Source organism: Porphyromonas canoris (genome assembly GCF_000769115.1).
Taxonomy (GTDB): Bacteria; Bacteroidota; Bacteroidia; order Bacteroidales; family Porphyromonadaceae; genus Porphyromonas_A; species Porphyromonas_A canoris.
Window position 1 is genome coordinate 1 of sequence record NZ_JQZV01000004.1, and the last position, 25,391, is coordinate 25,391.

19 protein-coding genes, 4 tRNA genes and 3 rRNA genes are annotated in these 25,391 nt (G+C 43.8%); 14 read left to right on the forward strand and 12 right to left on the reverse strand.

Annotated elements, in window-relative coordinates:
* The 3 genes from HQ43_RS02190 to HQ43_RS02200 all read right to left on the reverse strand — a co-directional run.
* Positions 1-86, reverse strand: a 16S ribosomal RNA gene (locus HQ43_RS02190); the annotation flags it as partial.
* Between the two features lie 287 nt (positions 87-373).
* Positions 374-446, reverse strand: a tRNA-Lys gene (locus HQ43_RS02195).
* A gap of 87 nt (positions 447-533) precedes the next feature.
* A tRNA-Arg gene (locus HQ43_RS02200) sits at positions 534-607 on the reverse strand.
* Between the two features lie 258 nt (positions 608-865).
* Here HQ43_RS02200 and HQ43_RS02205 point away from each other — a divergent pair.
* From HQ43_RS02205 to HQ43_RS02215, 3 genes are all read left to right on the forward strand, one after another.
* Positions 866-2,476: a CTP synthase gene (locus HQ43_RS02205; RefSeq protein WP_036789152.1), complete on the forward strand. Its 1,611-nt coding sequence runs from the start codon at positions 866-868 to the stop codon at positions 2,474-2,476.
* Positions 2,477-2,512: 36 nt separating this feature from the next.
* Entirely contained in the window at positions 2,513-4,381 is a 1,869-nt protein-coding gene (yidC, locus tag HQ43_RS02210; RefSeq protein ID WP_036789155.1) for a membrane protein insertase YidC, read from the forward strand.
* Between the two features lie 193 nt (positions 4,382-4,574).
* Positions 4,575-4,648 (forward strand) — tRNA-Asp (locus HQ43_RS02215).
* Positions 4,649-4,844: 196 nt separating this feature from the next.
* Here HQ43_RS02215 and HQ43_RS02220 read toward each other — a convergent pair.
* The 3 genes from HQ43_RS02220 to HQ43_RS02230 form a co-directional block, all read right to left on the reverse strand.
* Positions 4,845-4,919 (reverse strand) — tRNA-Val (locus tag HQ43_RS02220).
* A gap of 37 nt (positions 4,920-4,956) precedes the next feature.
* Positions 4,957-5,682: a DNA alkylation repair protein gene (locus HQ43_RS09410; protein WP_052103024.1), complete on the reverse strand. Its 726-nt coding sequence runs from the start codon at positions 5,680-5,682 to the stop codon at positions 4,957-4,959.
* 293 nt (positions 5,683-5,975) lie between these two features.
* Entirely contained in the window at positions 5,976-8,606 is a 2,631-nt protein-coding gene (locus tag HQ43_RS02230; protein WP_036789157.1) for a TonB-dependent receptor, read from the reverse strand.
* 450 nt (positions 8,607-9,056) lie between these two features.
* Here HQ43_RS02230 and HQ43_RS02235 point away from each other — a divergent pair, with 450 nt between their 5' ends.
* The gene (locus HQ43_RS02235; protein ID WP_255359386.1) at positions 9,057-9,362 is read left to right on the forward strand and encodes an HU family DNA-binding protein; all 306 of its coding nucleotides are present in this window, start codon (positions 9,057-9,059) and stop codon (positions 9,360-9,362) included.
* A 364-nt stretch (positions 9,363-9,726) separates the two neighbouring features.
* Entirely contained in the window at positions 9,727-11,334 is a 1,608-nt protein-coding gene (locus HQ43_RS02240) for an Rne/Rng family ribonuclease (RefSeq protein WP_036789163.1), read from the forward strand.
* Between the two features lie 191 nt (positions 11,335-11,525).
* Here HQ43_RS02240 and HQ43_RS02245 read toward each other — a convergent pair whose 3' ends face one another.
* Positions 11,526-12,269, reverse strand: a complete 744-nt coding sequence (locus HQ43_RS02245; protein WP_036789165.1) for a hypothetical protein — start codon at positions 12,267-12,269, stop codon at positions 11,526-11,528.
* A gap of 219 nt (positions 12,270-12,488) precedes the next feature.
* Entirely contained in the window at positions 12,489-13,127 is a 639-nt protein-coding gene (locus HQ43_RS02250) for a porin family protein (RefSeq protein WP_036789194.1), read from the reverse strand.
* An 802-nt stretch (positions 13,128-13,929) separates the two neighbouring features.
* Between HQ43_RS02250 and HQ43_RS02255 the strand changes: the two genes are divergently transcribed.
* Genes HQ43_RS02255 through HQ43_RS02285 form a run of 7 tightly spaced genes read left to right on the forward strand, consistent with a single transcriptional unit; the run spans position 13,930 to position 19,428 of the window.
* The gene (locus tag HQ43_RS02255; protein ID WP_036789167.1) at positions 13,930-14,352 is read left to right on the forward strand and encodes a SoxR reducing system RseC family protein; all 423 of its coding nucleotides are present in this window, start codon (positions 13,930-13,932) and stop codon (positions 14,350-14,352) included.
* Positions 14,353-14,355: 3 nt separating this feature from the next.
* Complete coding sequence (locus tag HQ43_RS02260; RefSeq protein ID WP_036789170.1) at positions 14,356-15,219, forward strand: Fe-S cluster domain-containing protein; 864 nt, start codon at positions 14,356-14,358, stop codon at positions 15,217-15,219.
* Between the two features lie 24 nt (positions 15,220-15,243).
* On the forward strand, positions 15,244-16,578 hold the full coding sequence (gene rsxC / locus HQ43_RS02265) for an electron transport complex subunit RsxC (protein WP_036789172.1): 1,335 nt from the start codon (positions 15,244-15,246) through the stop codon (positions 16,576-16,578).
* 21 nt (positions 16,579-16,599) lie between these two features.
* Entirely contained in the window at positions 16,600-17,592 is a 993-nt protein-coding gene (locus HQ43_RS02270; RefSeq protein WP_036789174.1) for an RnfABCDGE type electron transport complex subunit D, read from the forward strand.
* Positions 17,589-18,215, forward strand: coding sequence for an RnfABCDGE type electron transport complex subunit G (locus HQ43_RS02275; protein ID WP_036789176.1), 627 nt, complete (start codon positions 17,589-17,591; stop codon positions 18,213-18,215). Before HQ43_RS02270 ends, HQ43_RS02275 begins: the two co-directional genes overlap by 4 nt.
* Positions 18,216-18,221: 6 nt before the next feature.
* Entirely contained in the window at positions 18,222-18,821 is a 600-nt protein-coding gene (locus HQ43_RS02280) for an RnfABCDGE type electron transport complex subunit E (RefSeq protein WP_036789178.1), read from the forward strand.
* 34 nt (positions 18,822-18,855) lie between these two features.
* Positions 18,856-19,428: an electron transport complex protein RnfA gene (locus tag HQ43_RS02285; RefSeq protein WP_036789180.1), complete on the forward strand. Its 573-nt coding sequence runs from the start codon at positions 18,856-18,858 to the stop codon at positions 19,426-19,428.
* A 490-nt stretch (positions 19,429-19,918) separates the two neighbouring features.
* Here HQ43_RS02285 and pflA read toward each other — a convergent pair whose 3' ends face one another.
* Positions 19,919-20,644 (reverse strand): pyruvate formate-lyase-activating protein, encoded by a 726-nt coding sequence (gene pflA / locus HQ43_RS02290; RefSeq protein WP_036789182.1) that lies wholly within the window; start codon positions 20,642-20,644, stop codon positions 19,919-19,921.
* A gap of 17 nt (positions 20,645-20,661) precedes the next feature.
* The gene (gene pflB, locus HQ43_RS02295) at positions 20,662-22,881 is read right to left on the reverse strand and encodes a formate C-acetyltransferase (RefSeq protein WP_036789184.1); all 2,220 of its coding nucleotides are present in this window, start codon (positions 22,879-22,881) and stop codon (positions 20,662-20,664) included.
* Positions 22,882-23,240: 359 nt separating this feature from the next.
* Here pflB and HQ43_RS02300 point away from each other — a divergent pair, with 359 nt between their 5' ends.
* Together HQ43_RS02300 and HQ43_RS10130 are read left to right on the forward strand one after the other, a co-directional pair.
* Positions 23,241-23,606, forward strand: coding sequence for an MmcQ/YjbR family DNA-binding protein (locus HQ43_RS02300; RefSeq protein ID WP_036789186.1), 366 nt, complete (start codon positions 23,241-23,243; stop codon positions 23,604-23,606).
* 970 nt (positions 23,607-24,576) lie between these two features.
* Complete coding sequence (locus tag HQ43_RS10130) at positions 24,577-24,699, forward strand: hypothetical protein (protein WP_262501532.1); 123 nt, start codon at positions 24,577-24,579, stop codon at positions 24,697-24,699.
* A 193-nt stretch (positions 24,700-24,892) separates the two neighbouring features.
* Here the strand turns inward: HQ43_RS10130 and rrf are convergent.
* Positions 24,893-25,001, reverse strand: a 5S ribosomal RNA gene (gene rrf / locus HQ43_RS02315).
* 190 nt (positions 25,002-25,191) lie between these two features.
* Positions 25,192-25,391, reverse strand: a 23S ribosomal RNA gene (locus HQ43_RS02320); the annotation flags it as partial.

The following is a 25,391-nucleotide window of genomic DNA, read 5'->3' on the forward strand; positions in this document are numbered from 1 at the left end:
AAGCTGACTTTATGCTGCCCCTCGACTTGCATGTGTTAAGCCTATCGCTAGCGTTCATCCTGAGCCAGGATCAAACTCTTCTTTGTCATTTTGTTTCTATTTATTCCTATGCTCAGTATTACTTCCTTCTATTTATATAATCAGGTAATTGACAGGGTCACTATATCCATTTATAATGGAGTGTCCCTTGTACTACTTGTTGTATATTGTCCAATATGTCTATGATCCTTACTTCTTTACAAACAGATATCTCCCGTTCGTGGGTGCAAAGTTACAACAATATTTCGATTAAACAACACCCAGAGAAAATTCATACCGCATAATCGAAATCAAAAAAAAGAAGGCCACCTATTTAATCATAGGCGACCTTTCGTGACCCCGGAGAGATTCGAACTCTCGACCCAATGATTAAGAGTCATTTGCTCTACCAGCTGAGCTACGGAGTCATTCCTTTTTTCAATTGCGATGCAAAGTTAAATAATAGTTTTGGAACTCGCAACAGGAAAAGAGAAAAACTTGAAGAAAAAAATTAGTGACCCCGGCGGGATTCAAACCCACGACCTTTGGAACCGGAATCCAACGCTCTATTCAGCTGAGCTACGAGGCCTTTTATTTTTCCACCGGCAAAGATAGGAAATATCTCAAACATATACGAGATATTTCAGGGAAGTAACAAACAAAATAGGGCGACATATATGATAATATAAGTACCACAAAAAAATCAAAACATGATCATTCAGAACCGACGAAGAGATAAAACGATACAGATGAGACTGTTTATATGCCAAAGGCTATTTTCGGTAAAAAATGGTTACATTTGTACTCCGTAATCTACTCATAAGTTAACTCCTAAAAACTGATCATTGTGGCAAACACTAAGTACATATTTGTTACGGGTGGCGTGGTCTCTTCTCTTGGGAAAGGGATCGTAGCTGCATCTCTGGCAAAACTAATTCAAGCCAGAGGACTAAGAGTGACCATTCAAAAATTCGACCCCTATATCAATATAGATCCGGGGACTCTGAACCCATACGAGCATGGCGAATGCTATGTCACTACGGATGGACACGAAGCCGATCTTGATCTTGGACACTATGAACGTTTTCTAAACATTCCCACCACTCGTGCTAATAATATTACGACAGGAAGAATCTACCAAAATGTCATAAAAAAGGAGAGACGAGGAGACTACTTGGGGAAAACGGTACAAGTGATCCCGCATATAACGGATGAGATCAAGCGCAATGTCAAACTCTTAGGCTCTAACAATGAATACGATATTGTAATTACTGAGATAGGCGGAACTGTTGGCGATATAGAGTCTTTACCTTTTATAGAAAGTGTAAGACAGCTCAAGTGGGAGCTGGGACGCAATTGCATGTGTATTCACCTAACCTATGTTCCGTATATAGCAGCCGCCGGAGAGCTTAAAACCAAGCCGACACAACACTCGGTAAAACAACTTCAAGAGCTCGGTATCCAGCCGGATGTTTTGGTTCTTCGCACAGAACATGACCTAAGCATGGAGCTTCGTAGCAAGGTTGCTCTTTTCTGCAATGTACCTAAAGAGGCTGTATTCCAATCAGCCGACGTTTCTACCATATACGAAGTTCCTCTCGTTCTGCAAGAGCAAGGGATGGACAAGTATGTACTGAACTACTTTGGACTTGAACCGGGAGAGACTCCTGAGATGAAGCCATGGAGGGAATTCCTACAGCTAACAAAAACAGCCAGCGAAACTATTCATATCGGATTGATAGGAAAATATGTGGAGTTACAAGACGCCTATAAATCGATTGACGAAAGCCTCCAGCAAGCAGCGATATACAACCACAAGCTATTGAAATTAGAATATATCTCTTCTGAAATTCTGACAGAAGATAACGTTGTAACAGAACTTGCTCACTTGGATGGTATCATCATCGCTCCAGGCTTTGGCTCAAGGGGAATAGATGGAAAATTGATAGCATTGAAGTATGCTCGCCAACAAAATGTACCGACGCTTGGCATCTGTCTTGGAATGCAGTGTATGGTAATAGAGTTTGCTCGCAATGTATTGGGATATACAGATGCCAACAGCACGGAAGTAAATCCATCGACCACTCATCCTGTAATAGACATTATGGATGAGCAGAAGAATCTTCACAACTATGGAGGCACTATGAGACTTGGATCTTATGAGTGCAAGCTTACTCCGGGCTCCAAAGTTTTTGAAGCATACGGGAAAGAAAACATTTCAGAAAGACACCGCCATCGTTTTGAGTTCAATAGCAAATATCAAAAAGAATTTGAAGAGGCGGGACTTAGTATTACCGGAGTTAATCCTCACACCAACTTGGTAGAAGTGGTTGAGATAGCCAATCACAAGTGGTTTGTAGGAGTGCAGTTCCATCCGGAATATCAAAGTACAGTAATAAATCCAAATCCCCTTTTCATGGCATTCATGAAAGCCTGCATAAACAGCAACAGCAAGTAATCGGCATATAGAAAAGAAAAAAACAACAGATATTTAATGGATAAAAAAACACTCATTGGCTTCATTCTTATTGGAATAGCCTTCATTGCATTTATATATGTAGGAAGACCATCTGAAGCAGAGATTGAAGCGTATAATCGTGCTCAAGACTCAATAGCCGCCCTTTCGGAGAAAAAACACACAGAGGATAGCCTGGCACATTCCCAACAATCTTTGGTTTCTCTACCCGACTCTCTTTCCAGCACACAAAAAGATAGCATTCTATCTCTCTTGGCAAGCAATAAATATGGAGAGTTTGCTGCAGCGTCTCAAGGTAGTGCAGAAGAACTCAAACTTGAAAACGACTCCATATCTATTTCATTGACCAACAAAGGAGCACAGATCACGAATGCTCTTCTTAAAAAGTACAATAAGTATGATGGCAACCCGATCGAGCTCATAAAGGCAGAAGATGCTTCTTTTAACTATACCCTTGTTACAGCAAGCAACAGAATCATAGAAACCAAGGATCTTTACTTCAAGGGTTCTCAGATAGCTCCAAATAAAGTTTCATTCAGTTTGGAAGCCACTTCCGGAATAGGCATGGAGATTATCTATACCCTACAAAACAAATATCTGTTGGATATAGACATAAAGTACAATAATCTCTCTTCCGTATTGGCTTCTAATACACCATATCTTGACGCTTCATGGACACTCCTTGTCTATCAAAACGAAAAAAGTGGAAAGAATGAACAGAGATACAGTGGCCTGGCTTACAAAAAGAGCGGAGAAGATACTGAAAAGCTCAATACAGGTAAGGATGTTACAGAAGAAATAAATGGAAAAGTTCAATGGATTGCGTTCCGAGACATGTTCTTCTCTACTCTTCTCTACTCCCCAACACACATAGAACAAGTATCTCTTAAAAGTCAGATATTGGGTGAGAGCAACATGCTAAAAAAACTCACAGCCAACTTTACTATTCCGGTGTCGGATAAAGGTCAAAAACTAAGCCTTTTCATCGGTCCGCACAACTATGATCTCCTAAAAGAGGTAGATAAAGCCTGGGGCAATGATAACGAGATTACCCAAATCATAGACATGGGAGATTGGTTCAGATTCATCAACATCTGGCTCATCATTCCTATATTCAACTTCCTTGAAACCATAACAGGCAATTACGGAATCATCATTCTATTGCTTACACTTATCATTAAACTGCTCTTGAGTCCGTTTACGCTCAAGTCTTACATGTCTCAAGCCAAGATGAGAGTACTCAGACCTCAAGTAGAAGAGATCAATGCTAAGTATCCAGGCGATGACAACATGATGAAGCGTCAGCAAGCCACAATGAATCTCTACAAAAGCGCAGGAGCAAGCACCATGGGAGGATGCCTTCCGATGTTGCTTCAAATGCCTTTCCTTGTAGCGATGTACCAATACTTCCCTACAAGTATCAATCTCCGTGGAGAAAGTTTCCTCTGGGCTAAAGACCTCTCTACATACGATGATATCATCTCATGGAGCACTCATATTCCGCTTATCTCAGATTTCATCGGGAATCATATCAGCCTTTTCTGTCTATTGATGACAATAGTTCAGATTGTTTATATGAAGATCAGCCAGCAAAGTACAGGACAAACCACCATGCCGGGGATGAAGATGCTGCCATACCTCATGTCTATTATGTTCTTCTTCTTCCTCAACCAAAGTGCTGCCGGTCTCTCCTACTACTATCTGATGTCCATGCTCATCACCATACTTCAAACCTATCTATTCCGTCTTTTTGTAAATGAGAAAAAACTTCTTGCCAAGATGGAAGAAAACAAGAAGAAGCCTATAAAGAAGAGCAAATGGATGCAACGCATGGAAGAGCTTCAAAAACAACAAATGGAGCTTCAAAAACAAAAGGCTCGCAAATAAACGAGGCGTAATAAACAAAAATAGTTCCAAGAATCTCGCTTTGATACAGCTTCAAAGCGAGATTTTTCTTTACCTCATAACTTCAGAGCTTATGAGATGAATAAAATCCAAAGAAAAATTAGCGATAAGTGTTGCACGAGTAAAATATTTATCATACCTTTGCAACGCAAACGAGAGAAATAGTTTGCGGATCGGTGTGGTAGTTCAGTTGGTTAGAATACCTGCCTGTCACGCAGGGGGTCGCGGGTTCGAGTCCCGTCCATACCGCAAAGGGATGATAGTTTAGGCTATCATCCTTTTCTTTTTATAACAAAGAAATCTCACACAGAGAAAGCTTCTTCCTTTCCATACCTTCCTCTCAAAAGATTATACATACAGACATAAAACAAAACGGGTCCAAGAAAGAATGTATCTCTCTTGGACCCGAAAACTTTCAGCCTTTATATTATCAAGCTATACTAAGTGAACCCTGCCAGGCTCGAACTGGCGACCTCTGCCCTGTCAAGGCAGCGCTCTAAACCAACTGAGCTAAGGATTCGCATGCCAAAGTTACAAAAATCCCTCTGTCTGCCAAACTAAAGCCTCTCACACCATTCTCTTGGTATCCGTCTCGACTCCTTCATCTTTTGCTTGTAGAGCTTTATGGTCAGATCTTCCTCCTCCGTCCGATCACCATTCCTCAATATCGGCATATACCACTTGCTCAATATCCCTTCAAACTCCCCGATGCTAATTGTTGCAAATGCCCAAGAGACCGCCTGACGTATGGTAAGATGATTCCAGAACGGTTTTGTCGCATTGATATCTGCCAATATATCGTCCAAACTCTCCAATCCGTGCTTGTGATAATACATTCTGATTGTCAGAAACACCCTTATCCCATACAGCGGCAACCCCTCACGAAGCGAGAAGCAGGACTCGAACGCCTTCCTCACGACATCTTTCTTCAACACCTTCCCCACATCCGACAGCACAGCATCACACACCGCCCATCCGTCCAGATGTGCCAAGATTGTTTTGAAGAACAGCAGCCACTCCTCTTCCGATCGGCACATCTTCACGGCAGCAAAGACATACGCCATTTTCGCTTCAAAGTACAGAGGCAACAGCTCCGCCATCTCCTCGTGCAATGCGCCAAAAGAAGAATACTCATCCTTAAGAGATCCTGCCAGTTTTCTCAACACCGGCGTACGTACTCCGATGACAGTTTCCGGATTATCCGAAACTTTAAGCTTGACCGAAAAACCCCGAATACTCTCTTCCGATGCTTCCAAAAGACGCTCCTTAATTCCTTTCATCATGATAAATAGACAATAAACAAATATCAACACACCTCTTTCTAAATGAATTCTATCCAAAAGTAATAACTAATACCGGAACCACTGCACAGATTTTGAGTCGAAACGACAATTACCAATCCGAAAAACGATAATTACCAACTCTGAAAATACTAATTAACTATCCAGCAAAAATTCGAAAAGAATCATAAGAAACCGGGGAAGGGAGAGATGAGTGGGATGCAGGTACAAAAAAGCAGTGCCGGAGCATTCGCTCCGACACTGCCCGTCTTTTTGTCTGTATGTTTTCTCCTCTGTTAGAACTTTATGACTGCTCCGCAGTAGATGGAGAATGGTTGTGTCGGTCCGTAGATGTAACCGCTGTCGCGGAATCCGTAAGAGTCGAAATCTTTCTGGAACGAGTTCAGAAGATTGTTTACTCCGGCATAGAGCTGGAGGGTGGATGCGGAGAAGAAGCGCAAGTCGTAAGAGATTTTTGCTCCGAGGTCGAAGAACTGCGGTGTCTGCTCTACGACGCCCCACATCGGTGCGTTTTCTTCTTCACGAGTGTCGGGTCTGAGTCCGCTCTTTACGAGTTCGATGTCTTTCACGGCAGACATACGTCCCACTTCGATGGCGTGAGGCACTTTCATGGTTCCGGTATAGTTGGCAGTGAGAGAGAGGTTGAGAGGTTTTACCGGATTGATGTTCACGGTGAAGTATCCGTAGACGTTAGGTGTGCGCATGAAGTCTTTGGAGAGGATCTCCACGGTTTCGTCATATACGCGGTTGCCGTCTTCCACTTTGAAGGCAAAGCCATCAAGGGTCTTGGGCCCGAACTCCTTGGCTGTGTCTATGTTCTTAGGGTTGTCCGAGTCTTCTCCGGCAAGGAGCGAGCGTTCTGCTCCTGTGGCTTGTGCCACGTCCCATTGGCTCTTTGCGAGTGTAAGTCCTGCCTGAACGGAGAGGATGTTCCACACAAGCTTTCCTTCGAGGTTGAGACCATATACGGTAGCATTGGAGCCGTTGATGCGGTTGTAGATCTTGAAGCCGTTTTCGCTCTTGACGTACTCGGTGTTGAATGCTCCGATGAGTCGGGTATAGAACCCTTCTACCAAGATGTTGGTGCGGACGCTTTCGGTGTTGAAGTACATGTCGGAGCTCAAGCTGAAGCTGTGGCTGTACTCCGGTTTCAGATTGGGGATGTTCACGATCTTTTGAACCTCTCCCTGAACCACTCCTACGTGCAAGTCTTCATCAAACACTTGAGGTGCGCGGAACCCTTTGGCATAAGAGGCACGAAGGTTGATGCTGCTGTTCGGGTTGAACCGGAGTGTGGCGCGAGGCGATAGAATGGGCTTGACACTCTTTCCGTCTGCGGTGCGGATGGCGCTGTTTTGGTCGAGACGAGCTCCAAGAAGAATGGTCCACATGTCGTTCTTGAATTCCAGCTGACCTATCTGGCTGAAGTTGTGTATCACCTGATTGAGCGGAGGATAGAGGCTGGTCTTGCCGTCTTCTGCCAAAGTCCAGTTGCGGATAGGCATGATGTCGTAAAGGCTGTCGTAGACGTACTCTGTTCCCAAAAGGAACTGTGCCGGCATGAACAAGAGCCTGTCCATGTTGTACTCATACTGCAATCCTCCCATATAGGTGCGTCCCTTTGTGTAACCGTAGTTGATGCCGTAGTTGGCAGGATCTGTCGGTTTGCCCAAAGATCCGAGGGCGCCATCGCCGATACCTCCGTAGTAGCTGTTGCGGTTGATCATCTGTCCGGAAGCATAGGCTTGCAGGTGATGATTGGTATCTTCCGAGAAGAGGTCGTACTTGATGTTTCCGCTGTTGATGTAGTGTTCGGTGCGTTCCGATACGGAAGCCAAGTGGTCCGGGAGATCCAGATGATCTCCCCCACGGCGATATTCATATATGGTATGAGCTTCGGCTGTGAGGTTCTGTGTCGGAGAGATATTGAAGAATGCTCTCGTACCAAGTGCCTTGCCGTTGATCTTACCCATTTCGGAGTATCCGTCCCCATTGGCATCCCAAGCGGAGCGGTCTCTGCTCTGTGCAAACACCACCGCCCCCATACGTGCGTCAGGGCTTACAAGCGCCGCATTCACACCGAGAGTGTTGTCGGGAGTCTTGCCGCCTGTGAATGTCAGATTATTGGAGAAGGAGAAGCTGTTGCTTGTAGGGTTCTTGGTGATGATGTTGATAACACCCGCAATAGCAGAAGAACCATACAACGCAGAGCCGCCTCCTCTTACAACCTCCACACGATCAATCATGTTCACCGGAATGTGTTCCAATCCGTAAACGCCTGCAAGTGAAGAGAAGACAGGACGGCTGTCTATAAGAATCTGAGAGAAGTGTCCATCAAGACCATTGATACGAACCTGATTGAAGCCGCAATTCTGACAATTATTTTCTACTCTCAAGCCGGGTTGGAAAGACAAACCTTGTGCAAGATTCACCGCATTGCTCTGTTTCAAATGAGCCTCACCGATGACACTCACAAGCGTAGGAGCATACTTGCGAAGAGTTGCCTGACGATTGGCTGTTACAACCACTTCATCCAATCTCAACACATCCTCCACAGCTGTAAAGTTTACCTCAACAGTCTTTTTCGGAACGATGTCTAACACTCTCTCCTGAGTGAGGTATCCTGTACCCTGCATCACAATGGTGTACCTGCCGGGCTTCACATTCACTATTCGGTAGTGTCCCGAAGCATCCGTATAAGCACCGAAAGGTGTTCCTTTAATCCTGATACTGATTCCGGCGATATGGTCTCCGGTCTTTGAGTCCAACACGTGTCCCACAATGTTCGCATCGGTTACTCTGGCTTGCTGTTCTACTTCAATGTCGGGAGTCGCATAGACCTGTCCTACACCAAAGGTAGCAATGCAGAACAAGCCCAACAGAGATAGACATGTACTCTTTTTCATTATTACTTATGATTAGTTATTGTTGATATGTATTTTTCTACTAAACGGGAACAAAGGTAGCCATTTGATCCTTTCAGAATATTACCCACAAATAGGTATTTTAAGCCTCAAAAACAGCTCACAGAGCAGGATCTGCCCCGAAAACAGTCTTGTTAAAATAGCAAAACAGGGAAGTTCACCCTCTTTCGCATGACCATCCGATACCCAAAGAAAATTCTTACACCTCCGAAAACATTCCGCATGACCCTATATAATAAGGTAAGAAACAGCACCAAGGGAAAGCGTCCTATCCGAACAGGAAGAGAGGTTTAGAAGTAAAAAATGTAGCAGTAAGGTGCTAACTATTAAGAAAAAAGAGTATCTTTGCACCACGCTTTCGGAAACAGCTATTCAGCCTCAAGGCTTCTTTTATAGCATTCCGTTGGCATTTGACCCTCGCTAAATATTTTAATAACAGTACATAATACACAGAAAAAAGCTATGACTAAAGCTGAAGTTGTAAATAAGATAGCCAAAGATACAGGCTTGGAAAAGCATCTCGTATTGGATACGGTAGAGAAGTTCATGGAAGTTATAAAAGATGCTCTTGCTTCTGATGAGAACGTTTATTTGAGAGGGTTTGGTAGCTTCATCGTGAAGACTCGTGCCAGCAAGACGGCAAGAGATATTTCCAAGAACGTTACGATCCAAATTCCGGAGAGAAAGATCCCTGCATTCAAGCCATCTAAGACTTTCACTTCAAAAATCAAACAATAAGGCTTTCCTCATTGTTAGATCAAAGTAAGACTACTACAAGATAAAGTTTAACATAAAAAACATTACTACCATGCCAAGTGGAAAAAAGAGAAAAAGGCATAAAATGGCCACTCATAAAAGGAAAAAAAGACTAAGAAAGAACAGACATAAAAAGCGCAAATAAGCCATCTTTAGATGTGAGCTTCTGTTCGCTACCTCAAGATTGCAGCTTAACGGCTTTTCAATTTAGAGTAGCACATCTAACTAAGGTAGCATAAGGTAGAACAAACGCATCAATCTAAAGTAAACCTTCAGATAATGCGTTTGTTCTTTTTGTTACCACACCAATCCAAGTAGAAAAGAAAAGACAAACAAAACTTTCCGTGTGAAAAGCGACATCATCATTGACGTACAACCCAAGGAAGTATCTATCGCCGTTGTCGAAAACGATAAGCTGGTAGAACTTCAGCGAGAGAAACAAAATGTGGCTTTCGCCGTGGGGGACATTTATCTGGGCAAGATCAAAAAGATAATGCCCGGACTCAATGCGGCCTTTGTGGATGTAGGCCACCCGAAAGAAGCTTTTCTACACTATAGAGACCTTGGAGCATCGTACCTTTCGGTACAATCTTTTCTCAAAGACGTAGAGAAAAACAAAGGGAAGAGTGGGGACCAGCCATCTTGGAAGAAGATGAAGCTGGAGAAGGACATCAGCAAAGATGGGGCTATAGCCGACATTCTGAAAGCAGGAGACCAAGTGATGGTACAGATTACCAAGGAAGCCATCTCCACCAAAGGTCCAAGACTGTCGGGCGAACTCTCTTTCGCAGGAAGATATTTGGTTCTGATCCCATTCCAAGATAAGGTTTCCGTATCTCAAAAGATACGCTCCGCAGAAGAACGGGCAAGACTAAGACAGCTCGTAGTGAGTATTAAACCCAAGAATGTAAGCGTAATAGTACGGACATCTGCCGAAGGAGTACGAGTGGCAGAGCTCGACTACGAGTTGCGCTCTCTCATCAAAAAGTGGGAGGACACAGCAGAAACATTGGCAAAGAAACCCAAGAACCTACTTCTCCACGAAGAAACAAGCAGACTCCTGAGCCTGCTTCGAGACACCTACAACTCCAATTACAAGCACATCTATATCAATGACAAGAATGTGCTGGATGCGACAAAAGAGTACATTGAACTCATAGATCCGGGACGCGGAAGCATTGTAGAATATTACGGAGAGAAAGCTCCGATATTCGACCATTTCGGTATCACGAAACAGATCAAAAACCTATTCGGCAGGACGGTTACCTATAAAAGCGGTGCATACCTTATTATAGAGCAGACCGAAGCCATGCACGTGATAGATGTCAATAGCGGAAACCGGGCAAGAGGAAGCAAAGATCAGGAGGATACAGCCATAGATGTAAACCTCTCCGCAGCGGAAGAGATTGCAAGGCAACTCCGTTTAAGAGATCTTGGAGGCATCATTGTGGTGGACTTTATAGATATGGGAGTAGCAGCCAACAGGCAAAAGCTATTCGAGTACATGAACGAAGTGATGGCTTCCGACAGGGCTAAGCACAGCATACTGCCCCTCAGCAAGTTCGGTTTGATGCAGATCACTCGTCAGCGTGTACGCCCATCAACTACGGTATCCACCAAAGAAGATTGTCCTACTTGTGGAGGACGAGGCAAGATACAGTCCACACTGTTCTTTGTTGAAGAAGTAGAGTCCAACATAGAAGTGCTCATGAAGCAAGAGAATGTCAATAAACTCGATGTACACGTTCATCCATTCGTAGCAGCATACCTGACCAAAGGATTCCTCTCTTTCGGTTCCATACAAGCCAAATGGAGAAAGAAGTACGGCAAAGGGCTTACCATTGTTCCCAACCAGTCTCTCGGTATTGTAGAAGCTTCATACATAGACAATGAAAAGAACGACCTCTCTCATTTCCTTGAAATAGATGTCAAGGAGAAAGAGAGCGATGCTTGATTCTTGTCAAACCTAAAACAACAGAAAAGGTTAGCCTCCAAGAGTGATGGCTAACCTTTTTTGTTTAGGCTGTTGTGATGATGACCGGCTGCTCCTTGAGCTCTTAAGCCGGTTTCTGTCCGGCTTCTACCATTTTGGGAAAGCGATCTGTCCTCTCCCCTGTCCGGCACAAAGAGAAGTGCAATCTGCCTCTAATTGTTCAGATCTATGTTTATGTCCGGTTTGATAAAGTCGTTCCGGCTGATCTTAAAAGGCTGAATTTCTTCACCTCCATCCACGATAATGGTAACCGAGTCCGCCCAGTTTTGAAGCGAATATAAGGATGAAATATCGTAAGAAACTGTTTCCTTAACGATCTCTTTAGCGGTCCATGTCTTTGATACTCCGGGATTACGATAAAGTTTGAACATCAACGTATTGGGAGTTTGATTGCCCGGATCGTAGACAAGATATACCTTCGTGCCTGCAACTTCCCCCGTAGATCTGTTCCGAACAGAAGTACCAACTACCACATCAAAGAAGCCACGGCACGCACCGGATAGCAGAAACTCTGTGTTCTCTTCTCTATTTTCCGGATCTGTGATACCTCTTTCTTTTGCCTCTTTGATGGTCAAAGGGTAAGCCACTCTGTATTTCTTAAACCCGGCAACAACGGCATCGTCTATAAACAGCTCTTTCTTCCCTGAAGTCTTACGCTGATACTCCTTATACATAAAAGCAAAGTATCCTCTCTCTATGCCGTCCAAAACAGCACTTTTGGAGGTAACGATACCTCCGCCATCGAGATAACACAGATACTTGCCCTCTTTACTTTTCGCCACTGTTGCCTGACTCATAAATCCTCTATCATCAGTATCTGTCTCTTGAGAACAGCTCACAAATGCAGCCATACAAGAGAGCATGAGTAAGATTCCGAATACGTTTTTCCTTTTCATTCTGCTATTGTTTTTCAATTATGCGGCACAAATGTAAAAAAAGTAGTCGGAAAGAAGAAACAAAGAGCTCTTTTCCTCATGGATAGACATTAGAAACATGAGTGTAAAGGCTGTTTCGTTTATGTACCGACAAGATAAAAAATAAGGCAGAGAGACGAACCGACCTTCCGCTCTCTGCCTCAATATCTATCTTTTATACCTATCAGCACCTATGCTTCGTCAAAATCTGTATCCAACAGAGGCATAGAAGCTTATATTCTTGGCACTTCGGCCGCTGTCTCTGAAAAGTTTAGCAAGCCCATATTGAGTTCCGACACCAAGCATGATACGATTCATTTCGACACCGACACCTACTTGAGCACCAAAGTCAAAAGGATGCAGTTTAGACTTTTCATCACCACTTCCCTTAAAGAGATTACCTTCATCTGTCTTTTTATCTCCCTTCTTAGTCTCCACAGTATACTTCCCGGACAATCCATAGGCAATATACGGACCGACATTGACAAAAGCATTGAAAGTATCAGAAAGTTTGAATCTGCTATTGATAAGAACAGGCAAATCCAAATAGTGAAGTCTGTTGGTAGATTTGACCTTTCCCACGGTTGTAATGTGTGTCTCTTCCCAATACCCTTTCATCGAATAGTTGAGACCGGTTTGCAAAGAAAGTTCATAAGTGGGTAAGGTTATAAATGCGTAGTCTACGGTAACTCCTGCACGAAATCCATGGAGCATCTTTACATCTATTGCATCGGTAAGATTGGCTCCCTGATATCCGGCTTGGACAATAAATGTCGGACGATTTTGAGCAACGGCAGTCATACAGAAAAGCATAAAAGCTAAGGTTAAAATCTTTTTCATAATTTCATTTTTTAGTGTTACTACTGTCAAGGTTTTCACTCGATTACCATGTATGAGAGACATAAAAACCACATGCCTCTCTCGCAAATATAAGCAAAAATAACAGGAGAAGGCAATCCAAGAATAAAGACAGATAGAAGTTAGGCATTATAAATGTTGGGATTTTGGCAAGTTGCCGGATGCCCCGACATCTGTTTATAGAGTTTTGCCGAATCTGTTTAGAGGTCTTGGGCATAATCCTTCCACCTCACACCACGAAGCATTTGCAAAGAGGTTTTAATACGGAAAAAAGTTGCTCTTATCACTTTCAATACTTGACCTGAACAGATTAAAGAAGATAAAGCAAGGTTTGATTTCTGAAAACCGGGAGCCGACTGCTACAAATCGAGCCTTGAAGCGTACAAACAAAAGTTTGATTTATAACTCTGTACACGTTCAATCTGTTTTTCATCAACGTTCAGCTCATTTTATGAACAGGTTCAAACTCTTTTATATCCTCGACAAGAAAAAAAGCATCCCCTTATTCCGGATCTTTGCAACACAGAAAGCGGAAAAGAGAAGATTGTCCTGCCAAAAATGTATCAAGATGCTTTTATTTAATTTTCCTTTTACTACCTTTGTCCCTCGGAATAGACCTCCCCATTTATAGGGAAATTTACACTAACATAGACAAGCTACATTTACTTGCAAGATAAAACATAAGGATAAGGTAATCCTATTGCTAAATAGTGATCTTGAGGATTGGCTATTTAAGCAAAAAAACTTACTTTTGTTTTGCATTACTATTACTTAATCTACCACAATGACAAAAGCCAGTACATGTAAGAGCGGAATAGTATCTCGAGCATTAGGCAATACGGTATATGTGCGTATGGAGCGCAACAGCGCCTGCAAAGAGTGTCATGCCAAAGGGGCTTGCCTTGCCTCCGATGTAGGACATATAGACATTTCTGTGCAGACACCCCATGCGGCAAGCTATAAACCCGGAGACAAAGTCAGCCTCGAACCACTGTTCAACGTTTATCATGCCATACTTTTTGCATTTGTCTTTCCTCTGGTACTGCTGGTCGGGATTGTTTTCATAGCCAATCACTTCTTTTTGGTATCAGAGTCTGTGAGCTACATTACGGCATTGGGGGCATTGGTAGTGTACTTTGTCATCCTTAAGTTGTGCAACGCTTATTTCACCAAGAAGTATCAATACACTTTGAAAAAGTTAGAATAAGATATGTTTCTTACTATTACATTTTTAGGAGCCTTAGGGGCTTCGGGGGCGGCATTGCTTTATGCTGTATCAAAGAAGTTTCATGTAGAAGAAGATCCGCGCATAGGTGAAGTCCAAGAGGCATTGCCGGGTGCAAACTGCGGAGGATGCGGATTTCCCGGTTGTGGAGGATTTGCCTCTGCTTGTGCCAAAGCTTCTTCTTTGGAAGGATTATTCTGCCCGGTTGGCGGTGCGGAAACTATGGCAAAAGTGGCAGATATTTTGGGGCTTGCGGCTGTTCAGTCCGAACCATTGGTTGCAGTGGTTCGCTGTAATGGGAACTGCGATGCCAGACCAAGGACAAATACCTTTGACGGCGTATCTTCTTGCGCGGTAGCCACAGCTCTCTACTCCGGTGAGACCAACTGCTCTTACGGCTGTCATGGTCTCGGAGACTGCGTCAGAGTGTGCGACTTCGGTGCCATATCCATCAATCCGGAAACGAAACTGCCTGAAGTAGATCAGGATAAGTGTACCGCTTGTGGCGCTTGCGTAAAAGCGTGTCCGAAGTTCATCATAGAGCTGCGCAAGAAAGGGCCTAAAAACAGACGCGTATTTGTTTCCTGCGTCAATAAAGATAAAGGCGGCGTTGCGAAGAAGGCTTGCGCCAACGCTTGTATCGGCTGTTCTCTGTGCTTTAAGGAGTGCAAGTTTGAAGCCATTACCATTGCAAACAATCTATCATACATAGATCATACGAAGTGTCGTCTCTGTCGCAAGTGCGTTTCGGTCTGTCCGACCAAAGCGATACACGAGATCGGATTTCCTCCTCCTAAGCCAAAAGTAGAAGAGACAGAGAGTCCGGCAGCCAAGACAGAACAAGTATAAGACTTTTAGAATAAAGCAAAAGATATGCTCAAGACATTCAGAATAGGAGGGATACACCCTCCTGAAGCTAAGCTTAGTGCGGATGCGCCTATCGAAGTATTCCATACCACAAGTACGGTAACCATACCTCTAGGACAGCATATTGGTGCTCCGGCTGAAGCGGTAGTAAAGCGTGGAGATAGCGTAAAAGTGGGTACACTCATAGGTAAAAGTGCCGGTTTCATCTCCGCAAACATACACTCCTCAGTATCCGGAAAGGTTGTGAAGATCGACGATATAGTGGATGCTTCCGGATATAAAAAGCCTGCGATATACATAGAATGCGATAACGAAGATACTTGGGAAGAGAGTATCGATCGCTCTTCTACGCTTATAAAGGAGTGCAATCTCTCATCAAAAGAGATCATAGATAAGGTTGCAGCAGCAGGTATAGTGGGTTTGGGAGGTGCCACATTCCCCTCTCATGTCAAGCTTATGCCTCCTAAAGACAGCAAAGCAGAGATATTGATCATCAATGCGGTAGAGTGCGAGCCGTACCTTACATCCGACCATCGTCTCATGTTGGAGTATGCAGACGAAGTGCTTGTGGGTACCTCCATACTGATGAAAGCCATCGGAGTGGATCGTGCAGTGATAGGCATAGAAAACAATAAAAAGGATGCGATAGCTCTCCTTACACAGAAAGCATCGGAATATAAAGGCATCACGATACAACCTCTAAAGGTAAAATATCCGCAAGGAGGAGAGAAACAGCTCATAGATGCCGTAACAAAGAGAGCCGTCAAGAGCGGACAGCTCCCGATCTCGGAGGGTGCCGTGGTTCAGAATGTGGGGACAGCATTTGCCGTTTACGAGGCTGTTCAAAAAAACAAACCTCTCGTGGAACGGGTTGTAACGATTACTGGGAAACGACTGGCTCGTCCGTCCAACCTGATGGTCAGGATCGGCACACCGCTATCTTCTCTTATCTCCCACGTTGGAGAGATTCCTGCCGGCACCGGAAAGATTGTAAGCGGTGGACCGATGATGGGTAAAGCATTGGCTCAAACCTCTTCGCCGGTGACCAAAGGTACAAGCGGTGTGCTCTTACTGCCTAAAGCGGACACAAAACGTAAGCCTATGCGAAACTGTATTCGCTGTACGAAATGTGTCGGAGTGTGTCCGATGGGATTGAATCCCGCATTCCTGATGCGCGATGTAACGTTCAAAAACTGGGACGAAGCCGAAAAGAATAACATAGTGGACTGTATAGAGTGTGGCTCTTGTAGCTTCACCTGTCCGGCAAACCGCCCTCTTCTCGATGAAATACGCTTAGGCAAGCAGAAAGTGATGGGCATCATCCGCTCCCGTAAATCTTAAAGACTAAACACAATCAGACTAATGGATAATAAGTTTCTGGTATCTCCCTCTCCTCACATACACAGTGGAGACAGTATAGAAAAGAATATGTATGGGGTTATCATAGCTCTCACACCCGCTCTTCTTGCCTCATTTTATTTCTTCGGACTGGGTGCGGTCGTCGTTACCATAGCATCCGTTTTGGGATGTGTAGCCACCGAATATCTTATCAATAAGTATCTCTTGCGTCGTGACGAGCTTACCATCACCGATGGCAGTGCCATTCTTACCGGCTTGTTGCTCGCTCTGAATCTCCCTTCAAACCTTCCCGTGTGGATTATCCTCGTGGGTGCATTCATCGCCATAGGTATCGGGAAGATGTCTTTTGGAGGTTTGGGATGCAATATATTCAATCCCGCACTTCTCGGACGCGTGGTACTTCTGATCTCTTTCCCTGTACAGATGACCTCTTGGCCCAAGCCTCTCCAATGGACTCAATACATTGATGTAGAGTCCGGAGCCACTCCGCTCGGAATACTGAAAGGTGTAAAGATGGGCATACAGGGCAACAGCCTGGACATGATCCCCAATACTCTCGACCTTCTTTTGGGTCAAATGGGAGGTTCTCTTGGGGAAGTGAGTGCCATTGCACTCCTTTTGGGTCTCGTCTATATGCTCGTAAAGAAGATCATCACATGGCATATCCCGGTAGCGATACTCGGTACCGTTGCCATCTTTGCCGGAGCATTGTATTTGTACGACCCTACCGTCTATCCTACTCCTGATGTACACCTTCTAACGGGAGGTATGCTACTCGGAGCGATATTCATGGCTACAGACTACGTTTCATCTCCTATGACCAAGAACGGGATGCTCATCTATGGTGTCTGCATAGGTCTCATCACGATGCTTATCCGTGTCTTCGGTTCATTCCCGGAAGGTATGTCTTTTGCCATTCTCATTATGAATGGTATCACACCCATTATCAACCTGTATGTTAAACCTAAACACTTTGGAGGTAAAGTAGCGAAATGAAGAAGTTAGGATCCACATTGCCCAATATGTTCTTATCTCTTACCATCATCTGTGTGGTAGCTTCGGCCTTGTTGTCTTTCGTTTACAATGGCACCAAAGATATCATTGCGCAGTCCAAAGTGGCAGCTTTGGAGCGTGCGATAGGCGAAGTAACACCGGAGTTTGACAACTCACCCTATCAAGAACAAGTAAAGATTCTCGTAGAAACAGACAGCTTGTCGGTTTTTCCTGCAACGAAAGACGGAGCTCTTGTAGCCACTGCCGTGCAGTCCGTTACACATAAAGGATTCAGCGGAGACGTTTCTATCCTGTTTGGTTTCGACTTGGAAGGAAACATCATCAACTACTCCGTGCTATCCATGCAAGAGACTCCCGGTCTTGGTACAAAGATGACAGACTGGTTCAAAACAGAGAAAGGCAACCAGTCCGTACTGGGAAGAAATCTCAACGGTGGCGATCTGAAAGTGAAACAAGACCAGGGAGACGTAGATGCCATAACTGCCGCCACCATCTCCAGCCGTGCATTCCTTGATGCCGCAGCCCGTGCACATATTGCACAGAAAGAGTTCGTTGCAAGCAGAAATAGTGCTCCATCACCATCAACAGAAAGTGAACAAGAATAAATAGCCATGAATATATTAAAGTCATTAAAGAACGGAATCGTGGACGAGAACCCTATCTTCGTCCTCCTTTTGGGTATGTGTCCCACGTTGGGAACGACCTCTTCTGCCATGAATGGGTTCAGTATGGGAATGGCGACTATGTTCGTACTCATCTGCTCCAATCTGGTGATCTCTCTTATCAAGAATCTCATTCCGGACAAAGTTCGTATCCCGGCTTTTATCGTTGTCATCGCAACGTTTGTTACCCTCGTTCAGTTTTCCATGGAAGCCTTTCTTCCGGCTCTGTACGAAAGCTTGGGTCTATTCATTCCACTTATTGTGGTGAACTGTCTTGTGCTTGGTAGAGCAGAAGCTTTTGCCGCTAAGAATGGCACGCTATCCTCTATCGTGGATGGTCTTGCCATGGGTCTCGGATTTACTGTGGCACTTACACTGCTCGGTCTTGTGCGCGAACTTCTTGGCACTTGGCACGCATTCGGGTACAAGGTTCCGGGCTTGGGAGAAGAGTATGGAGCGTTGGTATTCGTTCTTGCTCCCGGAGCATTCATCGCCTTGGGCTATCTGATTGCCATCATCAACACCCTTCGCAACAAGTCTAAGGCATAACACACAATCTTTCAACAGATAAAAACAAAACAGTATGGAATACTTCATCATATTCGTTTCAGCCATATTGGTGAACAACATCGTGTTCTCCCAATTTCTTGGAATATGTCCGTTTTTGGGTGTATCTCAAAAGCTCTCCACCGCACTGGGTATGGGAGCTGCGGTAACCTTTGTGGTTACGATAGCTACACTGGTTACGATGGCGATCAATCACTTTATCTTGGTACCGTACGATCTGGGTTATATGATGACAATATCGTTTATCCTTGTCATTGCAGCTCTGGTTCAGATGGTAGAGATCATTCTCAAAAAGATCTCCCCTGCCCTTTATCAGGCATTGGGAGTATTCTTACCTCTGATCACCACAAACTGTATGATACTCGGTACTGCCATTATCATCGTACAAAAAGATTACGACCTGCTCCGCAGCCTTACCTTTGCCATCTCTACGGCGATAGGTTATACCATTGCACTGATAATATTCTCTGTCATTCGTGAGCAGCTCGCTCAGACAGATGTGCCAAAAGCCCTCAAGGGTATCCCCATCGCTCTCATCGTTGCCGGTATCCTTGCTCTCTCTTTCATGGGATTCGGCGGATTGGTATAGCAAGAGCCTGAACAATATAAAGGGAACGCCTCCTGAGTTTGAATAAATTGACTTAGGAGGCGTTCCTTATTTTTTACCCGGATGTTCCCACTACTGACACACTCTCTTTTTAAGACGAAAATAAATTCTGTTTAACAGGGACAAAAACAGCTCTGAACACGAAAACAGAACTCTTTTAACACGGATAAATCATAAAATCAAGGCCTGAATGGCAAGATTCACGCTTTGACTCCTGCCATTCAAGCCTTGTTCTCTACAAATCGGGGCTTGATTTGCACCTCCGAACAGGCTAAAAGAAAGATATAACCCTGTTTGGAGAAACTATTAAACTGCTTTACAGAAATATTCAAACACTCGAAAAGGAGATTTCAAACACCCATGGATGCCACCGCAAATCCGGTAAGCAAGAGGTGTAGTGAAGAGGATAAATCCGAAGATCATCCCTCTTTCTCACGGAATAAGTGTGCTGCCGACACGAGATAAGTGCTATTTACTGCGTCCAGACGTTCGTAAAATACTCTTGGAACAGAGATGTAAAATGATCTATCTGCTCCGGTGTATGCTCCTTAACACCCTTGAGTCTGTACTCCCATCCCATGGTTTCGTACTTGTGGACGCCATAAGTGTGATAAGGAAGTATCTCGACCCGGTCGATATTCTTGAGCGGAGAATACTTTTCGCACAACAGTCGGATGTCCTCTTCCGAGTCGTTGAATCCGGGAACCATCACACATCTGAGGCGTACAGGCATATTGATCTCTTCGAGATACTTTGCCGTCTTCCAAACCTGGTCGCAAGAGTGTTCCGTGAGCTCGTGATGCTTTTCATTGTTTGCCTGCTTCACATCCAACAGTACCATATCTATGAGATTGTACACCTCCTTGACATCTTCGTTCATGATGCTTCCGTTGGTATCCACACAGATATGGATGCCGTTCTCTTTGAGCTGTCTCATGATGGGAATAAGAAGACGAGCCTGCAACATGGGCTCGCCGCCACTGAACGTAACACCTCCTTTTTTCCCGAAAAATGCCTTTTCGCTTATGGCACGACGCACCACTTCGTTCTCTTCAATGTTGCGTCCTTTGGTGAAAGGGATGGTGTCGGGATTGGCACAATAGGCACACTTGAAATTGCATCCTTGCATAAAGACGACGAGCCGGAGTCCCGGCCCGTCGAAAGTACCCATTGATTCAAATGAGTGTATTCTTAGCATAACTGCGAAGTAAATGATTATCTCATTCTCTTGTGGAAGCTACGAGAGATAACTTCCAACTGATGTTCTCTGCTGAGCTTGATAAAGTTTACGGCATATCCGGAAACACGGATGGTCAGCTGAGGATAGTTTTCCGGATGCTCCATTGCATCTTCCAGCATGGCACGGTTCAAGACATTCACATTCAAGTGGTGAGCCATCTTGGAGAAGTATCCGTCCATCATGCTTACAAGATTTTCCACTTGCTCCTCTTTGTTTGAACCCAAAGAGTGAGGTACGATGCTGAACGTATTACTTACGCCGTCGAGAGAGTCGGAATAGTCGATCTTCGACACGGAAGAGAGAGAAGCGATAGCTCCATTCTCATCACGACCGTGCATCGGATTGGCTCCCGGAGCAAATGCAACGCCCTTGGCACGTCCGTCGGGAGTGGCACCGGTCTTCTTTCCATACATCACATTGGAAGTGATAGTGAGGATAGAGAGTGTAGGCTCGGCATTCTTGTAAACAGGAAGAGCCTTTAGAAGATCGCTGAAGTAGCGAGTAACCTCTATTGCCAAAGAGTCCACGCGGTCATCGTCATTACCATAGCATGGGAACTCACCCTCTATCTTGAACTCTTCCGTAAGACCGTCTGCATTTCTCAAAGCCGTTACTTTGGCATGCTTGATGGCAGAAAGAGAGTCTGCTACGATAGATAGACCGGCTGCTCCATACGCAAGATTGATGGCAGGATTGGTATCCACAAGAGCCATCTGTGCTTTTTCGTAGTAGTACTTGTCGTGCATATAGTGGATGATGTTCATGGCATCGTTGTACACGCGTGCTACTTCCACAAGGACTTTCTTGTAGTTCGCTATCACTTCGTCAAAGTCCAAAACATCGCTCTTGAGTGCAGGAATATCCTTTACGACCACTTCCCCGGTAAACTCGCAACGTCCTCCGTTCAGAGCCAACAGAAGTGCTTTGGCAAGATTGGTTCTTGCACCGAAAAACTGAATCTGCTTACCAATCTCCTGGAATGATACACAGCATGCGATACCATAGTCGTCGGACTTTCTTACACCGCGCATCAAGTCGTCATTTTCATACTGAATGGAGGATGTGTCTATGGATACCTGTGCACAGAAATCCTTGAATCCTTGTGGCAGATCTTGTGCCCAAAGGACTGTCATATTGGGCTCGGGAGAAGGTCCAAGGTTATAAAGCGTCTGCAAAAAGCGGAAGCTGGTCTTCGTTACCTTGTGCCTGCCATCCTGCAAACGTCCTCCGATAGACTCTGTAACCCATGTAGGGTCTCCCGCAAAGATTTCGTTGTAGGAGTTCATGCGCAACTGACGTACCATACGCAGCTTTATCACAAACTGGTCTATAAGCTCTTGTGCAAAAACTTCGTCAATCTTGCCGTGAGTAAGATCGTATTCTATATATATATCCAAGAAAGAAGAAACATTTCCCAAAGACATGGCAGCTCCGTCTTGCTCTTTCACTGCCGCAAGGTAAGCGAAATAAACCCACTGAACAGCCTCTTGTGCCGATGTGGCAGGACGGGAAACATCGAAGCCGTAAGACTGTGCCATCACTTTGATATCCTTAAGAGCCTTGATCTGTTCGCTGACTTCTTCTCTCAATCGAACTCGTTCTTCGGACATAAATCCAAGCAGAGAGTTAAGATCTTCTTGCTTAGCTTCAATCAAGCGATCCGCACCATAGAGAGCCAAACGACGGTAGTCTCCTATCACGCGACCACGTGCATAGTTGTCCGGCAAACCGGTAAGGAAACCAAGTGAACGATACAGACGAATCTCCGGAGTATAAACATCGAATACTCCATCATTGTGTGTCTTGCGATAAGAGTGGAAAATCTCTTTTACTTTTTCGTCCAAATGTACACCGTTCTCCTCGCATGCTTTGTCCACGACACCGATTCCACCAAAAGGCTTGATGGCTCTGCGAAGCAGTTCATCTGTCTGAAGACCTACTATCACCTCGTTTTCTCTGTCGATGTATCCGGGGGCATGAGATGTAATGGTCGAAATAGTCTTAGGATCTATCGAGCGTACACCGTTGTTGTCTCGTTCTTCTTTCAGAGCAGCAGTACAGATGCTCCAGATTTTCTTTGTTCTCTCCGATGCAGGTTGAAGAAAAGAAGCATCTCCGTTATAGGGAGTTACATTTCTTACTACGAAATCACGAACATTTATTTCGTCATTCCATAAGCCTTTCTTGAAGTCCATGTCTTTTTCTTTTAATTTGTTAGATGAGGTTGTGTTATTTGCATATTGAATACCTGCTCAAGATGCAGTGCAAAGATAATAGGTAAAAGATAGATGGGCAACACCAAGAACAAAATATAAGTTAATAAAACAAGTAATTTCGATAGAAATCTATTAAAAATAGAGTAATAATAGTCCCAATATAAATATTTACAGGCAATCAACAGATTTATTTCGAAAAATCAGACTTACAATCATAGTTAATTTATGTTTCCACAACAGTGATATATAAAGGGAAACTTGAATAGAAAAAACAGTACATACTTTCTTGAACTCAAAAACAAAGATGCTAACTTTGTGATAACCCAATACACCTAATAATGGCTCTTGATATAGAAAAACTGAGAGACTTTGCACTATCTCTCCCTTACACTACGGAAGATCTTCCTTTTGGTCCTGATGTCATCGTGTTCAAACTCTTCGACAAAGTCTTTATGCTACTCCCCTTGAACAGCGAGGATGGTGTCCGCTTTAATGTGAAGTGCGATCCGGATCTGGCTGAAGATCTTCGGATGCACTACAATGCCGTAGTACCGGGGTATCACATGAATAAAAGGCACTGGAATACGATATATATAAATAGAGATATGAGCGATGCCGATATTCTGGAACAGATCAGAGCATCCTATCAGCTTATTCTTGATAAGCTCCCGAAACGTCTGAAAGATACTCTGAATATTTCTTGAAAGCGAAAAATATGTTTGACTCATAAACCCATAGAGACAAAGCAGACATTGCAGCAACTAAAAAACTAAGAGGCCAAGCATCTCAATATTTTTTTGAGCGATGCTTGGTCTCTTGTGTTATCAGGAAGAGTTGTACCGCTGTGCTTACCTCCTCCGAATACATTCCTATGTTTGCTCTTCTTTGACCCAATAAAAAACAAGAAGATAATGTCTTAGCAACTTATTTCTTCTTCAGAAACAGAGATTATTTTGTCTTTATAAAATTCCTATTCCCCTAATATACAACCTCTTCTATTTACTTTCTCATTTTCTATTCTTCACTACTTTGTACGATGAAAAGAGAAAAATATCCTGTCATCTATCTCTTACATACAAGTTCTCACAGTCTCCACCATTTCCCTTTCTCCTTTTCAAATATACAAATTCTACTTTCTCTTCCTCTATCTTCTCTTATCCGCTTTCCTCGCGAAAATATGAAACAAAAAAAGTGGCGAATGAACAAACAAAAAAAAATCAAGAGAAAAAGATGAAGAGGGAAAGTAAACCAAAAAGCAGAGAGAAATAGAGCGAAAGAAAAATAAAAAAAGAGGATGAATAAATAGAATAGAACGGATAAATAGACAGATGGGTATAGAAAAAAGTCAAAATAAGGAGATGCAAACAGGTAGATAAAGAAAAAAAATGAAGGAGGGTAAAAGGATTGAAGAGCGGTGTTTTGAAGGGGAAATAACTCTCTTCTTTGCATTATGGAAAGAGCAAAAAAGATTAAAGAGAAGATAACAGAGAGTTCCATCCCTATTTTCATTTGGAGTGGAGAAAAAGCAAAAAGGAATGAGGAGGAAAAAACAGTAAAGCCGGCAAACCTATAAAAACAAAAGAGAGAGCCACGTTCCTGTTACGGTTCATGTCTCTCTCCTTCTCTATATAAGTGGCGGCTACCTACTCTCCCATTTGCATATTCCTTAGAAGTATGGAAAGAGAAAAAGGATTGAGGAAGAGGAAAAGTAGCTATTCCATCTCTATTTTCATACAGGGAAGGATAAGAAGAAAGAGGATTAAAGAGGAGAAAGAAGGAAGCTCGTATGTATCTTAATGCAGAGGAGGAACGGAGTGAAAAAGATTAAGGAGAAGATCGCAAGGAGCTCCATTGGTATTTTCATACGGAGTGGGGAAAAAGCAATAAGGATTGAGGAGGAGAAAAGAAAGAAGAAGCAAACCGGCAAACCTATAAAAACAAAGGAGAGAGCCATGTTCCTGTTACGGTTCATGCCTCTCTCCTTCTCTATAAGTGGCGGCTACCTACTCTCCCATTTGCATAGTACCATCGGCGTGATCGGGCTTAACTGCTCTGTTCGGAATGGTTAGAGGTGGATCCCCGATGCTATAGCCACCTTTATTGGCTTCGCAAGTCCGTCGGTTTCTTTGTTTCCCTTGTCTCGTTCGTTTCCTTTTCCGACTTCTTCACTATCTCTTTCTCGTGTCAGAAGTATATCTTCCCACACTTCTTCCACGCTGTATGTCTAACATATACGGAGAAAAGAACATAGTCCTAAAACTACAATACCCTTTGCCTGAGAAAATTCTCTAAATATAAGCGTTCGGGAGATTAGTACCACTCGGCTGAATACATTACTGCACTTGCACCTGTGGCCTATCTACGTCATCGTCTGTAACGTCCCTAAATTATGGATATCTAATCTTGAGGTCGACTTCGTGCTTAGATGCTTTCAGCACTTATTCTTCCCGTACGTGGATACTCAGCTATGCACCTGGCGATACAACTGA

Bases quoted from the DNA above. Each gene is read 5' to 3' on its own strand.
- HQ43_RS02260 (WP_036789170.1), top strand. From the start codon at position 14,356: ATGTTTCTTACTATTACATTTTTAGGAGCCTTAGGGGCTTCGGGGGCG.
- HQ43_RS02300 (WP_036789186.1), top strand. From the start codon at position 23,241: ATGGCTCTTGATATAGAAAAACTGAGAGACTTTGCACTATCTCTCCCT.
- HQ43_RS02230 (WP_036789157.1), bottom strand. From the start codon at position 8,606: ATGAAAAAGAGTACATGTCTATCTCTGTTGGGCTTGTTCTGCATTGCT.
- HQ43_RS02285 (WP_036789180.1), top strand. From the start codon at position 18,856: ATGGAATACTTCATCATATTCGTTTCAGCCATATTGGTGAACAACATC.
- rsxC (WP_036789172.1), top strand. From the start codon at position 15,244: ATGCTCAAGACATTCAGAATAGGAGGGATACACCCTCCTGAAGCTAAG.
- HQ43_RS09410 (WP_052103024.1), bottom strand. From the start codon at position 5,682: ATGATGAAAGGAATTAAGGAGCGTCTTTTGGAAGCATCGGAAGAGAGT.
- pflA (WP_036789182.1), bottom strand. From the start codon at position 20,644: ATGCTAAGAATACACTCATTTGAATCAATGGGTACTTTCGACGGGCCG.
- HQ43_RS10130 (WP_262501532.1), top strand. From the start codon at position 24,577: ATGGAAAGAGAAAAAGGATTGAGGAAGAGGAAAAGTAGCTATTCCATC.
- pflB (WP_036789184.1), bottom strand. From the start codon at position 22,881: ATGGACTTCAAGAAAGGCTTATGGAATGACGAAATAAATGTTCGTGAT.
- HQ43_RS02250 (WP_036789194.1), bottom strand. From the start codon at position 13,127: ATGAAAAAGATTTTAACCTTAGCTTTTATGCTTTTCTGTATGACTGCC.
- HQ43_RS02245 (WP_036789165.1), bottom strand. From the start codon at position 12,269: ATGAAAAGGAAAAACGTATTCGGAATCTTACTCATGCTCTCTTGTATG.
- HQ43_RS02270 (WP_036789174.1), top strand. From the start codon at position 16,600: ATGGATAATAAGTTTCTGGTATCTCCCTCTCCTCACATACACAGTGGA.
- HQ43_RS02275 (WP_036789176.1), top strand. From the start codon at position 17,589: ATGAAGAAGTTAGGATCCACATTGCCCAATATGTTCTTATCTCTTACC.
- HQ43_RS02280 (WP_036789178.1), top strand. From the start codon at position 18,222: ATGAATATATTAAAGTCATTAAAGAACGGAATCGTGGACGAGAACCCT.
- yidC (WP_036789155.1), top strand. From the start codon at position 2,513: ATGGATAAAAAAACACTCATTGGCTTCATTCTTATTGGAATAGCCTTC.
- HQ43_RS02255 (WP_036789167.1), top strand. From the start codon at position 13,930: ATGACAAAAGCCAGTACATGTAAGAGCGGAATAGTATCTCGAGCATTA.